Origin of the sequence: Streptomyces rubiginosohelvolus, assembly GCF_014649875.1 — a bacterium.
Lineage (GTDB): Bacteria > Actinomycetota > Actinomycetes > Streptomycetales > Streptomycetaceae > Streptomyces > Streptomyces rubiginosohelvolus.
In genome coordinates, this window is sequence record NZ_BMTW01000011.1 from 63,113 (window position 1) to 79,860 (window position 16,748).

The window sequence follows — 16,748 nt, forward strand, 5'->3', positions numbered from 1 at the left end:
ACCCCCGGCGCGAGAACGGCGACGATGGGACAGGAAGAACGCATGGGGGATCCCCTTTTCGTGGGAATGGGAAGGGAGATGAGGACGGAGACGGGGGTACGCGCGCCGTCAGGCGGCGTCGAGGACCCGGTGGAAGGCGGGGAGCGCCTCGGCGAGCGGAGCCGCCTCGGGGTACCAGGCGCGCTCCCATTCGAGGCTGATCCAGCCGTCGTAACCGAGACGGCGGAGCTGTTCCAGTACATCGCCGAGCGGGAGCACACCCCGGCCGGGCAGGACCGGCCGCAGATCGGTGGGCGAGGCGACGTCCTTGAGCTGTACGTGGCGGAGCCAGGGCCCCAGCAGTTCCGCGGTGCGCTCCGGGCTCTCGCCCGCCCGCCACGGGTTGACCGCGTCCCACACGGCCCCCACGGCGGGAGAGCCGACGGCCTCCAGCACCTCGGCCACCTCGGCGCCCGTCAGGAACTCGTCGTGGGTCTCCAGCGCGATGCCGACCCCGGCCGCGGCGGCGAGAGGCGCGGCCGCGGCCAGATGACGCACCGCCCGCTCCCGCCGTCCCCTCGGCAGCCCGGCCCCGCCGCCGAAGACCCGCACCTGGCCCGCGCCGAGCCGGGCCGCGAGGGCGATGTGCCGGGCCAACTGCTCGACGATGTCCGGCCCGTCGGCGGCGACCTGGACGTACGAGGCGAGCACCGGCACCGCGAGATCTGCCCGGCGCAGCGCCCCCGCGATGCGGTCCGCCTCGGCCGGATCCGAGTCGGGGTGAATCAACTGCCCATCGGCGCAACGGAGTTCGACTCCGGAGCAGGGGCCGGTACGGGCCAGTCGGACCACCTCGTCCAGGTCGGCGCCGGGGCAGCCCAGGGTGCTGAACGCCCGGGGGTTCACGGGGCCACCCGCTCGGCGGCCACGTCGACCCGTTGTCCCCGCTCCGCGGAGTCGTACACCGCGAGGGCGGCGGCGACGACACCGCGCCCGTACGCGCCGTCGACGTAGTGGCCGGGGCCGCCGCGTGCCGCTGTCACGAAGCCGTCCAACTGGGCACGGAAGGAATGTTGTTGGTGGCCCGGGTCGGCCTTGAGGAGGTGCGTGGCCTGCCCGTCGCGGAGGACGAAGAGCCCCTCGGTCGCGGATATGCGCAGCGTGGCCTCGTCGAGCACGACCTCGGTCTCGTCGAAGTACGGCATGCCCCGGCTGGTGAGCGCGATGCTGGCGTTGATGCCGTTGTCGAGCTCCACCAGCGCCAGGGCGTCGGTCTCCACCTCCAGTCCGGGGCGGCCCCGCACGACCCCGCTGACGCGGCGGACGGCGGAGTCGGCGAACAGCTGGATGCGGTCGAGACCATGGGTGCCGACGTTGAGGACGATGCCCCCTCCGGCGACCGCCCGGTCGAAGAACCACGGAGGGCGGGAGCCGGGCTCGTAATGGGAGGAGCGCCGGTGCGTGATGAGCAGCGGCCGTCCGTAACGCCCGGAGGCGATGAAGGTCCGGGTCTCGCGGACGACCGGGTCGAAGTGGATGACATGGGCGACCGCCAGCAGCACACCGGCCGCCTCGCACGCCTCTGCCATCAGGGCGCAGTCCTCGGTGGTGGTGGCCATCGGCTTCTCCACCAGGACGTGGAGTCCGGCCCGCGCGGCCTCGACGGTCATCGGGGCGTGCAGCGCGTGCGGTGCGGCGATCACGACCGCGTCGAGACCGGCCTCGGCGAACATCACCCGGTGGTCGCTGTAGGCCGGCACGGCGGCTGACTCCGCGAGTGCCTGGGCCGCCGGGCGGTTGGTGTCGCAGATCGCCGCGATCTCGTAGTCGGGGGCGCCGGCGGCCGCGTGCACATGCGCGGCGCCGACACCTCCCGCGCCGAGGACGCCGATACGGAGCCGGCCGGCGGACGGGGCGGGGGGCATGGGGATCTCCAGGTGAGGTGAGGTAAGAGGCAGGTCGGAAGAAGGGGGAGGCGGGGTCAGCGGTCGCCCGGCGCCGCGCCGCAGGAGGCGCGGACGATCAGGCGCGGCTGTACGTCGACCCGGTGGGACACCGCGCCGGACCCGAAGTCCATCCGGCTCAGCAGCAGTTGGGCGGCCAGCGCTCCGACTTCCTCCTTCGGCGGGGAGATCGCCGTCAGCGGGATGTCGCCCACTTCGGTGACCTCGTCGTCGTACGCGACGACGGCGAGGTCCTCGGGGACCGACAGGCCGTGCCGCCGGGCGGCCACCACCAGGGCCGCCGCGTCCCGGTCGCCGTGGCAGAACACCGCCGTGATGCCCGCGTCGACGCAGTGCCGCGCGTAGGCGGCGATACCCTCGGCGGACCAGATGTCCGCGCGGGCCACCGCGCCCTCCACCACATCAGCGCCCAGCAGTGCCGCGGCCTCGTCGAACCCGCGCGCCACGGCGTCCGACGTCCCGGTGCGCAGCCGCCCCAGATGACCGATCCGCTCATGGCCGAGCGAGCGCAGATGGCGGACGGCCAGAGCGACCCCGCCGGGGTGGTCCGTGGCCACGTAGGACGTGGGATCGTCCGGTGCCGGAGAGGGCGGACGCCGCTCGACGAGGACGTACGGCACGGTGAGCCGCCGCAAGTCGTCCACGTACTCCTGCGGTTCGTCCAGCAGATGAAGATTCGGCACGAGCAACAGCCCCTGCACACCGCTGTCGAGCATCGCCCGCACCTCGTCGCGCTCGATGCCGAGGTCGTATTTCGAGGAGGCGAGGACGACTCCGACGCCGGCGTCCCGCAGCACCCGCTGGATGCCGTCGACGACCCGCGGATAGTAGTACGTCGTCGACGGGACGAGCACGCCCACCAGACGGCGGCCCTTGGGTGAACCGGCCTCCGCGGGAGCGGCTTCCGGCAGCGGCGACACGAACGTGCCCGCCCCCTGCCGCCGTTGCACGATGCCCTCGTCGACGAGTTCGCTGACCGCCCGACGCAGCGTGTTGATGCTGACCGCGAGCGTGTCCGCCAGCTCCCGCTCCACGGGCAGCTGCGCCCCGGGCGCCCAGGAGCCGCTCGTGATCTCCCTGCGCAGCCGCTCGGCGACTTGCAGGTATTTGGGCCCGCGAAGGAATGAATCCTTCTTCTCTGCCGATTTCATGCCGGTGAGATTGCAGCAATCAATCTCTTGCGTCAAGCACTTGGCGGTGCTTTTGTAACCCCAGCGTCAAGAAATGCAGAAATTCATTCCTTTTAAGGGAATGAATTGGGCGGGAGAATGCGATGAAGGAAATCCGGATCGGCGTCCCGGACCTCGAAGAGGAACTGGGCCGCCCGGGACCGGCGCTGGCGGCCGAGGCCGCCGACTGGTCCGGTGACGTGGTGGTCCTGGGAGCCGGCGGCAAGACGGGGGCGGGCATCGCCTCGATGGCCCGCCGGGCACTGGACGCGGCGGGCCGCGAGGAGGTCCAGGTGCTGGCGGTGTCCCGGTGGACGGACGCGCGGGGCCGGGCCGGACTGGAGAAGCTCGGCGTACGCACGGTCGTCGCCGATCTGTCGGACCCCGCCGCCGTGGACGCCCTGCCGGACGCGGCGGTCGTGATCCACCTGGTCGGCGCGAAGTTCGGCACCGCCTCCGCGCCCGAACAGGCCTGGATGACCAACACGGTGCTGCCCGCCTTCGTGGCCCGGCGCTACCGGAGCGCCCGTGTCGTCGCGCTCTCCACCGGCAACGTCTACGGCATGACCGCCCCGGTCACCGGCGGCTCGCGCGAGGGCGACGAACCCCGCCCCGTCGGCGACTACGCCGTCACCTGCCGGGGCCGGGAACAGGTCTTCACCCACGCCGCACGCACCGAGGACACCCCCGTCGCCCTGATCCGCCTCAACTACGCGGTGGAGCCCCGCTACGGCGTCCTCGCCGACCTGGCCCGCACCCTGCTCGCCGGACAACCGGTCGACCTCGGCGCGGGCGCGGTGAACGTCGTCTGGCAGCGGTACGCCAACGAGGTCGTCCTGCGCAGTGTCGGTCACGCGGCCGCACCCGAGCCGTTCGTCCTCAACCTGACCGGGCCCGAGACGGCGGGTGTACGCGCTCTCGCCACCAGGCTGGCCCACCACCTCGACGTCGTACCGGGGTTCACCGGCGAGGAACCCGCCACCAGCCTGCTCGCCGATGGCACGCTCTGCCACACCCTCTTCGGCTACCCGGACCGCACACTCGGCCAACTCATCGAACTCCAGGCCCGATGGATCACCGAGGGAGGCGAACTCTGGGACAAGCCGACCAAGTTCGAGCGACGGGACGGGTGGTTCTGATGCCCGCCCCGATGGCTCCGGCGACCGCCGCACTCCTCCACCGGGGAACCGTCATCCCCGCCCACCCCCTCGCACTCACCGCCGACCGCACCCTCGACGAACGGCGGCAGCGCGCCCTCACCCGCTACTACCTGGAGGCGGGCGCCGGGGGAGTGGCGGTGGGCGTGCACACCACCCAGTTCGCCATCCGCGACCACGGCCTGTTCCGGCCCGTCCTCGAACTCGCCGCCGAGGAAAGCGCGTCGGCCGCCGCGAGCCGCCCCTTCTGCCGGATCGCCGGAGTCGCCGGACCCGTCCGCCAGGCCGTCGAGGAGGCCGTCACGGCCCGCGCACTGGGCTACGACGCCGTCCTCGTCTCGCCCGCCGGGCTCCCGCACGCCACGCTCGACGACCTCCTGGACCGCAGCGCCGCCGTCGGTGAGATCCTCCCCGTCATCGGCTTCTACCTCCAGGAAGCCGTCGGCGGCCGCGAACTGCCCCGCGCCTACTGGCGAGCGCTCGCCGACCAGGAGTCCACCGTCGCGGTCAAGGCCGCCCCCTTCGACCGCTACCGCACCCTCGAACTGGTCCAGGGCATCGCCGACTCCGGCCGGGGAGCCGAGGTCGCCCTCTACACGGGCAACGACGACACCATCGTCGCCGACCTCCTGACCCCGTACCACGTGACCACCCCCACCGGCCCGGCCGTCCGCCGCTTCGTCGGCGGGCTGCTCGGCCACTGGGCCGTCTGGACCCGCTCGGCCGTCCGGCTGCTCGCCGATGTCCACGCCGCCGACGCCGGGGACGAAGCGGCCCGGCAGCGGGCGCTGGCCCGGCTCGCCGGGGACACCGACGCCAACGCCGCCGTCTACGACGTCCGCGGCTCCTTCGCCGGAGTCATCGCGGGCGTCCACGAAGTGCTCCGCCGCCAGGGCCTGCTGAACGGCGTCTGGTGCCTCGATCCCGCGGAAGGCCTCTCGCCCGGACAGGCGCGGGAGATCGACCGCGTGCACACCACCTACCCCTGGCTCGCAGAGGAGGACATGTTCGTCGCCGGCGCCCTGCCGCGCTGGCTCGCCTGACATCACCCCGCACCCACCCACGGGGAGACGCCCGCCCCACCGGGCATCCCCACCCCACAGGGAAGAGGAACGATGAAGACGAAAACCCTGCTCCTGACCGCCGCGGCCGCGCTGCTCGTCCCCGCCGCCGTCCTGGCCCCGCAGGCCACCGCCGGACCCGCCCCGGCGGCGAAGGCGCCGACGTACAAGGTCAACACCTTCGAACGCCCCGCCGCCGGGAACGGCTACCCGCTCGGCCAGTGGGCCACCGACGGCTGGACCGCGCCCTGGCAGCAGGGCATGGAGACCCGGGCCCGCATCGACAACACGACACCCGCGCACGGCGGTTCGAAGTCCCTGCGCATCCACTACCCCAAGGGCAAGATCGGCCCCGAGGACTCCGGAGCACAGGCCCCCTTCGCCCTCACCAAGGCACGCGAGTACTACCTCTCGTTCTGGGTGAAGTTCAGCGGGGACTTCAGCTGGGGCACCACCGAGTACGCCGGCAAGGTCGGGCTCGGACTCGCCGGCGGGGCCTCCTGCTCCGGCGGACAGGTCTGCGACGGCACCAACGGCTTCAGTTCCCGCATGATCTGGCGGCAGAACAACGGCCAGGCGGCCGTGTACTACTACCACATGGGCCACGCGGGCCAGTACGGCGACTACGCCGTCCTCAAGAGGAACGGCGCCGACATCCACTGGCCGAAGAACCAGTGGGTCAACGTCGCCCAGCGCGTCAAGGTCAACACCGTCACCGGCGGCAACGCCAACCCCGACGGCGAGATCGAGGTCTTCTACAACGGCCGGTCCGCCGCCAAGGTGACCGGCCTCCGCTTCGTCACCAACAACGACCAGGTCGACCGCGCCTACTTCTCCAGCTTCGCGGGCGGCGCGACCCCCTCCTTCGCCCCGAACAACGACAACAGCTTCATCTGGTACGACGACCTCAAGGTCTCCACCGACCGCAACGACATCTGCGAACTCAGCTCCTGCACCTGACCCGCACGTCGTCGGGTGGCGCGGGGCTCCGGCCCCGCGCCACCCGGCCACACCTCCCGCCCCAGCACCCCGGAGCCCCACCGTGCCCGTCACCCCCTTCCCCGCCCCGCGCTCCCTCACGACGACCCCCGGCGGCGCGGCCCTCGACGCCCCGGTCCACGTCACCGCCGACCCGGACCTCCCGCCCCAGGGATACCGCCTGCGCACCGGCCCCGATGGCGTCACCGTCGACCACCGCGACGCCCTCGGCCTGCGCTACGCCCTGCGCACCCTGGACCAGCTCCGCGCCGGACACGACTACACGTCCACCGGCTACGACATCAGCGACCACCCCGACTTCCCCGTACGCGGCTTCCTCCTCGACATCAGCCGCGACCGCGTCCCCACCCGCCGCACCCTGGCCCGCTGGATCGAGATCCTGGCCCTGGCCCGCTTCACCCAGCTGGAGCTGTACGGCGAGCACACCTACGCCTTCCGCGGCCACCGGGACGTCTGGCAGGACGCCTCTCCGCTCACCGCCGAGGATCTCCGCTGGCTCGACGCACGCTGTGCCGCCGCCGGCATCGAACTGGTCGCCAACCAGAACACCTTCGGCCACATGGAACGCTTCCTGCGCCACCCCCGCCACGCCCACCGCGCCGAGAACCCCGAAGGCTTCGAACGCGGCGGCGCCCACCGCCCGCCCAGCACCCTGCAACCCACCGACGACAACGCCGCCTTCGCCACCGCCCTGGTCGCGGAGGTCGCCCGCGAGGTCCGCTCACGGCGGCTCAACATCGGCGCCGACGAGCCCTTCGAGCTGGGACGCGGACGGTCGGCGGAGCGGGTGGCCGAACAGGGTGTCGGCGAGGTCTACTTCTCCTTCGTCACCCGGCTCATGGCCCCCTGGCTGGAGGCCGGGTACACCGTCGAGTTCTGGGCCGACGTCTTCGCCGAACACCCCGAACTGATGGACCGGGTCCCGCCGGGAGCCGTCCCCGTGGTGTGGCAGTACGACGGGCCCCGGCTGCTGTCCGAGGTCATCGACGGCGACACGCCCGAGGCCCGCACCTGGCAGCGGCTCGGCGCCGACCTCGACAACCTCCGCGAGGGCTTCCGTTCGCGCGGCAAGCTGCTCTCCGAGGCCGGAGTGCCCTTCTGGGTCGCCCCCGGCGCGAGCAACTGGAACTCCCTCCTCGGCCGGATCGACAACGCCGTCGACAACATGCTGGACGCCGCCGAGACCGGCCGCGAGAACACCGCCCAGGGATTCCTGCTCACCTCCTGGGGCGACCACGGCCACTGGGACGCGCCCTCGGTGGCGTACGGCCCGGTCGTCTTCGGCGGGGCGGTGAGCTGGTCCCTGGAGGCCAACCGGGACCTCGACATCGCCGCCGTACTCGACGACCACGTCCTGCTCGACGAGGCCCGTCTGACGGGCGGCGTCCTGATGCGTCTCGGCCGGGTCCACCGGGACCTGGGGGTGCCGCTGCTCAACGGTTCGCCGATCGCCCGCGCCCTCTTCCCCGACCCCGCCGTCCCGCTGCCGGCCCTTCCGGCGCCCGATGCGTTGGACCGGGTGGCCGTGACGCTCGCCGCCTGCCGGGACGACCTCACCGCCGCCGACCCGGCCGCCGCCGACGGCGACGTGGTGCGGCGCGAGCTCCACCACGCCGTCGCGCTGGCTCAGTTCGCCCTGGACGTGCTGCGCGCCCGCGCCGCCGTAACGGCCGACGCCGGCTCCGTGCCCGACGCCGACGCGATCGACCCGGCGACCGCGCGCCGCCTGCTGCGCCGGATCGAGCCGCTGCTCGCCGAGCAACGCGCCTGCTGGCTGCTCAGGTCCCGCCCGGGCGGCCTCGACGACAGCATCCGCGAGCTGGACCGGCTCCGCCACCAGCTCACCGCGGCGGCCCACGCATGACCGGGCCCGCGGAACGTCCCGCCGCCCCGGAAGCCGCCGCAGGGCAGTGGCTGGCCACTCTCGGCGGACAACCCGCCGTCACCACCGTCGCCGACCCGACACCGCCGACCGGTGCGGAACTGGCCGAGCGGATGGACCTGCTGGCCGTCCCCGCTCAGGACCGGGAGCCCGTGGCCGCCGGTCTGCCGGACCCCGCGCGCGGCCCCGCCCGGTGGGAGGCGCTCGTCCGCTGCCACCAGCAGCTCTACGCCGATCCCGGCCCCGACGCCCCGTCGACCGTGCCCGACTGGCCGACCGCGCCGGTCGCCCTCGGCAGCGCCGGCCGGTACTTCTACGTCCACCTCTATCTCCTGGCCCTCCCGCACGCCCTGGAGCTGCAACGCCGCCTCGGCATCCCGGACGACATCGTCGCCGCCACCTTCGCCGACCTCGGCGCGAAGCTGACCACGTACCGGCTCGGCCACGGCACCGGCGGCTTCGACCGCCAGGGGTGGATGGTCCGCCACTTCCGGGGCACCCTGCACCGGCTCGGCCGCCTCCAGTTCGAGCGGGGCGTCCTCGACGCCGGCGCCTCGGGCGGAGACGCGGCGGCCGCCGGGGGCCCCGCCCACGGCGACCCGGTCCTCCAGGTGCACATCCCCGGCGACGGCCCGCTCGACCCCGCCGGCTGCGAGGCCTCCTTCGCCGCCGCCAGGGAGTTCCAGGCCCGGCACTTCCCCGGCGCCCCCCACCGGCACGCCACCTGCCACTCCTGGCTCCTGGACCGGCAGCTCGCCGACCACCTCCCCGCGGGCTCCAACATCCTCGCGTTCCAGCGCCGCTTCACGGCCTTCGGAGCCCGGCCGGTGGGCGACGACGACGTGCTGGAGTTCGTCTTCCACACACCGCCGGGGACGGCCGACCTCGACCGCCTGCCGCAGACGACGACCCTGCACCGCGCCCTGGTCCGCCACCTGCGAACGGGAGACCACTGGCGTACGGCCCACGGGTGGACCGAACTGCCGTGAGCCCGCTCCCCGGCGGCCCACCCGGCTCGACCGGGAGGAGGCCGGCGTGGGAGATTACCTCCCTGCGGAACCGGGGGGTTCCGGGTACGGGGGAGGGGTGGACCGTGGATCTGTTCGACGGGGAGCTGGGCGGTCGGGACGACCAGGGGCTGGACACCGGAGGCGGCTGGTCGTGGTGCGGCGTCATCACCGTCGGGATCTTCATCCTGCTCGCGGTGCTGATCAGCTGGATCTTCGGCCTTGTCGGCCGGATCTTCTGAGCGTCCGCCCTGCTGCCCGCTCGCGGGTGCGCCGCCCCACGAACACCGCGTGACGGAGCGCGAGGTACGGTCGCCGGCAGGGGGCCGGTCGTCGTACGTCCGGCCAACCGCCAGGTATGGCAAGCGGGTAGAGGAGAACCATGAGCGTCGACGACGAATTCCGCCGCAGGATCCGGTCCGACATTCCCCACTCGGCGCGCGTCTGGAACGCGTGGCTGGGCGGCAAGGACCACTACCCGGTGGACCGGGAGCTGGCCGAGGTGGTGAGCGCGGCCTACCCGCAGATGGTCGATATCGCCCGTGCCTCCCGCGCCTTCCAGATCCGTGCGATCCGCTATCTCGCCTCGGTGGGGGTACGTCAGTTCCTGGACGTCGGCACCGGGCTGCCGGTGGCGAACAGCACCCATGAGGTGGCGCAGAGCATCGCGCCGGAGTCCCGGATCGTCTACGTCGACAACGACCCGATCGTCCTCGCCCACGCCGAGGCGCTCCTGACCAGCGCGCCCGAGGGGCGTACGGCCTATGTGGACGCCGACCTCTCCGCGACGGACGCGGTGGTGGACGAGGCGGCGAAGACCCTCGACCTGTCCGAGCCCGTCGCCGTGCTCCTGCTCTCGACCCTCGGGCATCTCGTTCCGGCCGAGGGCATCGAGGTCGTCCAGCGGTATCTGGCCCGGATGCCGTCGGGAAGCCATCTGGTGCTCTGCGACACGGTGAAGACCCCGCAGACGCTCGCGGCGCAGGAGGCGTACGCGTCGGGCGACAACCCGCCCTATCTCGTGCGGGAGCCGGAGGAGATCACCGGCTGCGCCGAGGGCCTGGAGCTGGTCGAGCCGGGCTTCGTCCCGATCGACCGCTGGCGGCCCGAGGAGGACGGCGCGGTGCCGGTCGACCAGTGGGGGCTCGTCGCGCGCAAGCCTTAGCCGGCAGCCGTACGGCTGTTTCTCGCCCAACTGCTGGACTGAGGCCAGGACCCGGGTATGACTTGCCCTGCGGCGGGCATGCGAAGAGCACCTGACCTTGATCCACCGCTGTCCGCCCCCGCGCCCGCTCGACGACGAGCCGCGGGGGCGAACAGCGTGTCGACACGAGCAGTACGGACGAGAAGGGCTGCCGCCACGATGACCCACGAGCCTCGGAACGCCGGCGCACCGATGGACACGACTTTTGGCCTGCTGTTGGAGAAGATCCGGTACGAGGGCGCCTACCCGACGCGCGAACGCGCCGAGGAGAGCCTGCGTGCCGTACTGGGCGCGCTCGGCCGCCAGATCACCGGCGACGAACGCGTCGCCCTGGCCGCCGCCCTGCCCGAGGAGGCCGCCCGCGTCTTCACCGCGGACGTCCCGGCCGTGAAGCAGCTCGCCGGGGCCGCCTTCGTCGGCGAACTCGCCGAGCGCACCGGCGGCACCCAGGCGACCGCCCGGTGGGACGCCGGGGTGGTTCTCAGCCAGATCGCCGCCCTGGTGGGCGACGACCTCGCCGCCGAGGTCGTCGGATGCCTGCCGCCCGGCTACGCGCTCCTCTTCGGCCGTGCGGAACTCCTCGCCCAGGCTGCCTGATCCGACCGTACGGGCCCGCCCGCTCCTGCTCGGAGCAGGCGGGCCCAGGAACGTACCGGGGACCAGAGGACTACTTGAGACCGTTGTTGATCGCCGTCACGAGTTCGCCGTTGGCCGTGTCTCCGTTGAACTCCCAGAAGAACGCGCCTCCCAGGCTCTGGCTCTTGGCCCAGGCCATCTTGGTGCCGACGGTCGCCGGGGTGTCGTAGCTCCACCAGTCGTTCCCGCAGTGGGCGTACGCCGTGCCCCCGACCGTGCCGGTGGCCGGGCACGTCGTCTTGAGGACCTTGTAGTACTGGTTGCCGGGCTCGATTCCGGCCGCCGGGCCGGTGGCGGTACCGCCGGGAGCCGACTGGGTGACTCCCGTCCAGCCACGGCCGTAGAAGCCGATGCCGAGGAGCAGCTTGGAAGCCGGGACGCCCTTGGCCTTCAGCTTGGCGATGGCGTCCGCCGAGTTGAAGCCCTGTGCCGGGATGCCGGGGTACGAGGTCAGCGGGGAGTGCGGGGCGGTCGGGCCCTGCGCGGCCCAGGTGCCGAAGTAGTCGTACGTCATCACGTCGTACCAGTTGATGTACTGGGCGGCGCCTCCGTAGTCGGCGGCGTCGATCTTGCCCCCGTTGGAGCCGTCCGCGGTGATGGCGGCGGTGAGCAGGTTGTTCGGGCCGAACTTGGCCCGCATGGCCTGCATCATGTTCTTGATCGCGGCCGGGCCGCTGGTGTCGCAGGTCAGACCACAGGCGTTGGGGTACTCCCAGTCCAGGTCGATGCCGTCGAAGACATCGGCCCAGCGGGGGTCCTCGACCAGGTCGTAGCAGGACTGGGCGAAGGCGGCGGGGTTCTGGACGGCCTGGCCGAAGCCGCCGGACCAGGTCCAGCCGCCGAACGACCAGAGGATCTTGATGTGCGGGTACTGCGCCTTCAGCTTGCGCAGCTGGTTGAAGTGGCCCCGCAGCGGCTGGTCCCAGGCGTCTGCCTTGCCGTCGACCGACTGGGCGGCGGTGTAGGACTTCTCGTAGTCCTCGTACGCGTCGCCGATGGTGCACTTGCCGTTCTGCACATTGCCGAACGCGTAGTTGATGTGGGTGATCTTCTCGGCGGAGCCGGAGGTCACGAGGTTCTTCACCGTGTAGGAGCCCCAGTTGGTGAAGTAGCCCAGGTTGATCTTCCCGTTGCCGCCAGGGTTCTCGCCGCCGCCTCCGCCACCGGTGGTACGGACCGTCGTGGCGGCCGAGGCCGGTCCGGTCTGGTCGGCGGTGTCGCGGGCCACCACGGAGTAGCCGTAGTCCGTGCCCGCGGTCAGGCCGGTGTTGGTGTACGTGGTGCCGGTGACGGTCGCGACCGTGGCGCCGTCGCGCTTGACGTCGTAGTTCTTGATGCCCTTGTCGTCCGTGGCGGCCGCCCAGGACAGCTTCACCGAGGAGTTGGTGATGTCGCTCGCGGTGGGCTTGCCCGGAGCGGAGGGGGCGTTGTCACCGGGGTTGGTGGAACCGCCGTCGCACGGGCTGCCGTTGAGCTTGCAGCCGGAGGGCGCGCCGGAGCCGGAACCGTTGAACCCGAAGGAGACGGACGCGCCGGGGGCCAGGGTGCCGTTCCAGCCGAGGTTCTTGGCGGTCCAGTGGTTCGCGGAGTTGGTGACGGTGGCGTCCCAGGCGGAGGTGACCTTGGTGTTCGCCGGGAAGTCCCACTCGACGGTCCAGGTGGAGAGAGTGGTGGTGCCGGTGTTCTTCACCGTCCACTTCCCCTCGAAGCCGCTACCCCAGTCTGATGCCTTGGTGTAGGTGGCGGTGGCCGAGGCGGCTGCCTCCGCCGGGGTCGCGAGTCCCACCATGGCGGCCAGCGGCACGAGAAGCGCAGTGGCTCCCGCGACGAGCCTGGACCGCTTGCCGGGGGAGGCGCTCTGCGGAGATCCGGTACGGCGCCATCGTATTTCTGTACTCAAGGCTGCTCCATGAATGGCTCCATGGGGAACAGGGGAATCCCTGGCCCGTCAACCCTGCGGGCCCATGAGTGCAGGACTCTGTCCAGCAACCGCGCAGTGTTGCCGTGACCCTAAGAAGGCCTAGACCAATCGTCAAGAGGTCTGTACCAAAGAAAAGTTGGGTTCTGGGTATGGGCCGCAGTGTCACCGGGGCCTCTCGTTCGACCTGAACGAGAGGCCCCGGTCGGGCGACTACTGGCGGATCGTCACCGGCTCGATCTCCGCGTTGTTGTGCCGGCGCGCCCAGTTCTCCAGGGCGACCCGGCAGGCGTGGTCGAGATGGCGCAGTCCGGTGAGGTCCAGCTCTATGGGCTGGTCCTGCGGGAGCTTCTCCAACTGCTCCAGGATGCGGGGCAGTCGGAGGAAGGTGGCGTTCCCCGTGAGGGTCACCACGACCCGGCCGCCGGTGAGCTCATGGGTGGTGAGCTGGACGTGCGAGGTCTCCCAGGCCGACTTGACGACCGCCAGCAGCAGGCCGAGCACGACCCCCTCGAAGAGGTTGGTCACCACGATGGCGATCGCGGTGATCGCCAACAGGATCGCCTCCCCGCGGTGTTCGCGCCACAGCGGTCCGAACTCCTTGGCGGGCACCAGCTTGCACCCGGCGTGCACGAGGACTCCGGCGAGCGCGGCCAGCGGGATGATCCCGACGGCGGCCGGCAGCAGCGCGGCGAAGAGCAGCAGCCACAGACCGTGGGCGACCCGGGAGAGCGCGGTGGTCGCCCCGGCCTGGACGTTGGCGGCGCTGCGGACAATGACCGCGGTCATCGGCAGGGCGCCGAGCGCCCCGCAGATGGTGTTGCCGACGCCCTGGGCCACCAGTTCCTTGTCGTAGTCCGTACGGGGGCCGTCGTGCATCCGGTCGATGGCCGCCGCGCTGAACAGGCTCTCGGCCGAGGCGATCAGAGCGAAGGCCAGAACGGTGCCGATGACCGCCACATCGGCGAGCCGGGAGAACTCCGCCCCGCCCGGCAGATCGATGGCGTTCAGCAGCCCGTTGACGTCGGCCACCGCGGGCCGCAGCCCGGCCAGCGAGGCGACGGCGGTGGCCAGGGCCACCGCGGCGAGGGGCGCCGGGACGATCCGGGCCCGGGCCGGGAGCTTCGGCCACAGCAGCAGCACGGCGATGGTTCCCGCGCCGAGGCCGAAGGCGGTCAGGGCCTCCTGGTTCGTGACGATGTCGACGGCGAGACCGGGGAGCCCGGCCAGTTTGGCGAGTCCGCTGCCCGGCTGTTCGAGGTCGGCCATGGCATACACCTGGCCCAGCACGATGATCAGGCCGATGCCGGCGAGCATGCCCTGCACCACGGAGACGGAGATGGCGCGGAACCAGCGGCCGAAGCGCGCGACGCCCAGCACGACCTGGAGCAGTCCGGCCGCGAGCACGATCGGACCGAGCGTGCTCAGGCCGAATTCCCTGACCGCTTCGAAGACGAGGACGGTGAGTCCGGCGGCGGGGCCGCTGACCTGGAGTTTGCTTCCGGGGAGGAGGCCGACGACGAGTCCGCCGACGATGCCGGTGACCAGGCCCAGTTCGGCCGGGACTCCGGAGGCGACGGCGACGCCGACGCACAGCGGCAGTGCGACCAGGAAGACGACGAGTGACGCCAGCAGATCACGGCGTACGACGTGGGGGTTCTTGAGGTCCTTCGCGGAAATCACGATGGCTTCCCTTGTGGGGTACGGTCGCGCCCGGCCGAGGCCGAGCGCGGGGACGTGGGGGGAGGGAGAGCCGTCAAAGGCGGGCGAACTCGGTGCCGCGCTCGGGCCGGTGGACGCTGACGGAGCCGGTGTGCACTTCGTAGTACCAGGCGTGCAGGCCGAGGGAGCCATCGGCGAGCCGCTCGCGCACCGCGGGGTAGCCCCGCAGGGTGTCGAGCTGCGCGAGGGCGTGGGCCTGGACCGCGCCGGGGAGATCCCCGGCGTCGGCGGGGGGTGTGCGGCCGTCCGTTGAGTGCTCCAGCCAGTGGCGGACGGCCGGCATGGCGGAGAGGTCGTCACCGCGGAGGATCGCGCCCACCGCGCCGCAGTGGGAGTGCCCGCAGACGATGATGTCGCGCACCTGGAGCACGCACAGCGCGTACTCGATGGTGGCGGCCTCGCCGGTGGGCCGGTCCCGGCCCGGATAGGGCGGGACGATGTTGCCCGCGGTACGGAGTTCGAAGAGCTGACCCGGGCGGGCGCCGGTGATCAGCGAGGGGACGACACGCGAGTCCGAGCACGTGACGAACAGTGCTTCGGGGGTCTGGCCGTCCGCGAGACGTTCGAAATCCTTTGCGTTCGCGGCGACGTGCTCGGTGAATGTCCGGGCGTGTTCTACGAGGGACTGCATGGTGGCCTGCCTCCTGCATCCGGCGGTGCCGGGGAGCGGTGTGGTCGGGTCATATTGACGAATGCGCTAGTTGTATCCGTATACGTGTTCGGAATAGATGAAGGGTTCCTCACCTTGCGGTTTGCCGGATGGCAGCCGTGATGAGGTCTGCTCCGGCCGCTCCGTACGGATACGACTACAGCCCAGCATATAGACCAGAACTTTGCTATCGCATTACCTTCTCGTGAAGGAACGTGAATGCGCCACCCAAGTCATTCATTCGGCTTGTTCTTTGTGATAGCCAATGGGTGGAGAGTTCCGAGAGGTATGCCTGCGCCGTCAGATGCGTCGGCCGTGCACGAAGACGTGCGGCTCGGGTGCGCCCGCCGGATGGTCCGGGGTGAACAGCGCGCTGAGCGTCCACTCCACGGCGACCCCCGCCCGCGCGATCAGGGCGGTGAACTCCTCGGCGCCGAAGCTGGAGACCCGGACCGGCTGCCCCATGAACACCGCGTCGACCCCCGCGACGTCCACCGGCACCGTCGCGGCGACCAGCAGCCCGCCGGGGCGCAGCGACCGCACGAGCCGCTCCAGCAGCCCGGCCTGCTCGCCGCGCTCCAGCTGCAGCAGCGAGAAGTACACACAGACCGCGTCGAACTCGCCCTCCGCCAGGGGGAGATCGCGGACGTCGGCGCACCGGAACTCGGCCCCCGGAACCTGTCGGCCCGCCAGTGCGGTCATCACGGGAGACACATCGACGCCCAGCACCTGATGCCCCGCCTCCGCCAGGGTCTGTGCCGTGGGCCGGCCCGTCCCGCTGCCCACGTCCAGCACCCGGCTGCCCGGGGCGAGATCCGTCAGCAGCCGCTCCAGCGACTCCCGGTGGGCGGCCGAAGCGGCGAAGGCCCGTTCGTACTCCGCGCCCAGCGCGTCGAACACGGCCGCGGCCGGACTCCCGTGACCCTCGCCCGCACGTCCCTGGCTGTCACCCATCGAGGCGGTCCTTCCGTGGTCCGGCGGCCGGCCGGGAGCCATGTGCCCGGCCGCTGTGAGCGTCCCCCGGCGAGCGCCTGAGTATGCCGGTCCTCCGCTCCTGAGTACGTTCCCCGATGTCCGGCTTCCCGGGCCGCTGTTCGATGGTCGTATGACCTCCGAAGCGCCGCGCCGCCCCCGTATCGAGCACGTCACCACCGCCGGCTCCGCCCTGGCCGTCACGCTGCTCCCGCTGGTGGTCGGCGTACTGCTGGCCAAGACCATGGCGGCGGACCCGATGACCTCGGTGAACGCGCTCGTCACCAACGGGCACCGCCCGCGCGTGTCGCCGAAGGAGTGGAGCCGGTGCGGCGGCCACGCCCTGCGGCGGCTGCGGACCGCCGAGCGGCCTTCCTTCGCCCGCATCGGCACGCGCTGACGCCGCCCGGCCGGTGAGGTCCGGCCGGG

Annotated in this window: 16 protein-coding genes; 9 read left to right on the forward strand and 7 right to left on the reverse strand. The window is 71.9% G+C overall.

Annotation, left to right across the window (positions count from 1 at the left end; genetic code table 11):
* Nucleotides 1-108 precede the first annotated feature (108 nt).
* The 3 genes from IE134_RS23260 to IE134_RS23270 are packed head-to-tail and all read right to left on the reverse strand — an operon-like array spanning nt 109 to nt 3,094.
* Nucleotides 109-885, reverse strand: coding sequence for a sugar phosphate isomerase/epimerase family protein (locus IE134_RS23260; protein WP_098017215.1), 777 nt, complete (start codon nt 883-885; stop codon nt 109-111).
* Complete coding sequence (locus IE134_RS23265; protein WP_098017214.1) at nt 882-1,904, reverse strand: Gfo/Idh/MocA family protein; 1,023 nt, start codon at nt 1,902-1,904, stop codon at nt 882-884. Before IE134_RS23265 ends, IE134_RS23260 begins: the two co-directional genes overlap by 4 nt.
* Before the next feature lie 56 nt (nt 1,905-1,960).
* Complete coding sequence (locus IE134_RS23270; RefSeq protein ID WP_189431578.1) at nt 1,961-3,094, reverse strand: GntR family transcriptional regulator; 1,134 nt, start codon at nt 3,092-3,094, stop codon at nt 1,961-1,963.
* Nucleotides 3,095-3,216: 122 nt separating this feature from the next.
* Here IE134_RS23270 and IE134_RS23275 point away from each other — a divergent pair, with 122 nt between their 5' ends.
* From IE134_RS23275 to IE134_RS23310, 8 genes are all read left to right on the forward strand, one after another.
* Nucleotides 3,217-4,251 (forward strand): NAD-dependent epimerase/dehydratase family protein, encoded by a 1,035-nt coding sequence (locus IE134_RS23275; RefSeq protein WP_189431580.1) that lies wholly within the window; start codon nt 3,217-3,219, stop codon nt 4,249-4,251.
* Nucleotides 4,251-5,312 (forward strand): dihydrodipicolinate synthase family protein, encoded by a 1,062-nt coding sequence (locus IE134_RS23280; protein ID WP_189431582.1) that lies wholly within the window; start codon nt 4,251-4,253, stop codon nt 5,310-5,312. The genes IE134_RS23275 and IE134_RS23280 overlap by 1 nt, the downstream gene beginning before the upstream one ends.
* Before the next feature lie 72 nt (nt 5,313-5,384).
* The gene (locus tag IE134_RS23285) at nt 5,385-6,290 is read left to right on the forward strand and encodes a polysaccharide lyase (RefSeq protein WP_189431586.1); all 906 of its coding nucleotides are present in this window, start codon (nt 5,385-5,387) and stop codon (nt 6,288-6,290) included.
* Between the two features lie 82 nt (nt 6,291-6,372).
* A complete protein-coding gene (locus tag IE134_RS23290; protein ID WP_098895318.1) occupies nt 6,373-8,193 on the forward strand; it encodes a glycoside hydrolase family 20 zincin-like fold domain-containing protein in 1,821 nt (606 codons plus the stop codon).
* Nucleotides 8,190-9,200, forward strand: a complete 1,011-nt coding sequence (locus IE134_RS23295) for an acyltransferase domain-containing protein (protein WP_030712873.1) — start codon at nt 8,190-8,192, stop codon at nt 9,198-9,200. Before IE134_RS23290 ends, IE134_RS23295 begins: the two co-directional genes overlap by 4 nt.
* A 104-nt stretch (nt 9,201-9,304) precedes the next feature.
* Complete coding sequence (locus tag IE134_RS23300; RefSeq protein ID WP_010069856.1) at nt 9,305-9,460, forward strand: hypothetical protein; 156 nt, start codon at nt 9,305-9,307, stop codon at nt 9,458-9,460.
* A gap of 140 nt (nt 9,461-9,600) precedes the next feature.
* Complete coding sequence (locus tag IE134_RS23305; protein WP_030712874.1) at nt 9,601-10,383, forward strand: SAM-dependent methyltransferase; 783 nt, start codon at nt 9,601-9,603, stop codon at nt 10,381-10,383.
* A 198-nt stretch (nt 10,384-10,581) separates the two neighbouring features.
* A complete protein-coding gene (locus IE134_RS23310; RefSeq protein ID WP_032788724.1) occupies nt 10,582-11,019 on the forward strand; it encodes a DUF2267 domain-containing protein in 438 nt (145 codons plus the stop codon).
* Nucleotides 11,020-11,089: 70 nt separating this feature from the next.
* Here IE134_RS23310 and IE134_RS23315 read toward each other — a convergent pair whose 3' ends face one another.
* From IE134_RS23315 to IE134_RS23330, 4 genes are all read right to left on the reverse strand, one after another.
* Nucleotides 11,090-12,958 (reverse strand): glycoside hydrolase family 18 chitinase, encoded by a 1,869-nt coding sequence (locus tag IE134_RS23315; RefSeq protein ID WP_030712875.1) that lies wholly within the window; start codon nt 12,956-12,958, stop codon nt 11,090-11,092.
* Between the two features lie 231 nt (nt 12,959-13,189).
* Entirely contained in the window at nt 13,190-14,659 is a 1,470-nt protein-coding gene (locus IE134_RS23320; protein WP_030712877.1) for a SulP family inorganic anion transporter, read from the reverse strand.
* A 73-nt stretch (nt 14,660-14,732) separates the two neighbouring features.
* Nucleotides 14,733-15,329 (reverse strand): carbonic anhydrase, encoded by a 597-nt coding sequence (locus IE134_RS23325; protein ID WP_010061759.1) that lies wholly within the window; start codon nt 15,327-15,329, stop codon nt 14,733-14,735.
* Nucleotides 15,330-15,647: 318 nt separating this feature from the next.
* Entirely contained in the window at nt 15,648-16,301 is a 654-nt protein-coding gene (locus tag IE134_RS23330) for a class I SAM-dependent methyltransferase (protein ID WP_030712880.1), read from the reverse strand.
* A gap of 151 nt (nt 16,302-16,452) precedes the next feature.
* Here IE134_RS23330 and IE134_RS23335 point away from each other — a divergent pair, with 151 nt between their 5' ends.
* Nucleotides 16,453-16,719: a hypothetical protein gene (locus tag IE134_RS23335; protein ID WP_030807802.1), complete on the forward strand. Its 267-nt coding sequence runs from the start codon at nt 16,453-16,455 to the stop codon at nt 16,717-16,719.
* The last annotated feature ends 29 nt before the right edge of the window (nt 16,720-16,748 follow it).

What these genes read in the sequence shown, in the direction of transcription:
- IE134_RS23265 (WP_098017214.1), bottom strand. Translation starts at nt 1,904, where the DNA reads ATGCCCCCCGCCCCGTCCGCCGGCCGGCTCCGTATCGGCGTCCTCGGC.
- IE134_RS23310 (WP_032788724.1), top strand. Translation starts at nt 10,582, where the DNA reads ATGACCCACGAGCCTCGGAACGCCGGCGCACCGATGGACACGACTTTT.
- IE134_RS23285 (WP_189431586.1), top strand. Translation starts at nt 5,385, where the DNA reads ATGAAGACGAAAACCCTGCTCCTGACCGCCGCGGCCGCGCTGCTCGTC.
- IE134_RS23275 (WP_189431580.1), top strand. Translation starts at nt 3,217, where the DNA reads ATGAAGGAAATCCGGATCGGCGTCCCGGACCTCGAAGAGGAACTGGGC.
- IE134_RS23335 (WP_030807802.1), top strand. Translation starts at nt 16,453, where the DNA reads ATGACCTCCGAAGCGCCGCGCCGCCCCCGTATCGAGCACGTCACCACC.
- IE134_RS23330 (WP_030712880.1), bottom strand. Translation starts at nt 16,301, where the DNA reads ATGGGTGACAGCCAGGGACGTGCGGGCGAGGGTCACGGGAGTCCGGCC.
- IE134_RS23325 (WP_010061759.1), bottom strand. Translation starts at nt 15,329, where the DNA reads ATGCAGTCCCTCGTAGAACACGCCCGGACATTCACCGAGCACGTCGCC.
- IE134_RS23305 (WP_030712874.1), top strand. Translation starts at nt 9,601, where the DNA reads ATGAGCGTCGACGACGAATTCCGCCGCAGGATCCGGTCCGACATTCCC.
- IE134_RS23280 (WP_189431582.1), top strand. Translation starts at nt 4,251, where the DNA reads ATGCCCGCCCCGATGGCTCCGGCGACCGCCGCACTCCTCCACCGGGGA.
- IE134_RS23295 (WP_030712873.1), top strand. Translation starts at nt 8,190, where the DNA reads ATGACCGGGCCCGCGGAACGTCCCGCCGCCCCGGAAGCCGCCGCAGGG.
- IE134_RS23270 (WP_189431578.1), bottom strand. Translation starts at nt 3,094, where the DNA reads ATGAAATCGGCAGAGAAGAAGGATTCATTCCTTCGCGGGCCCAAATAC.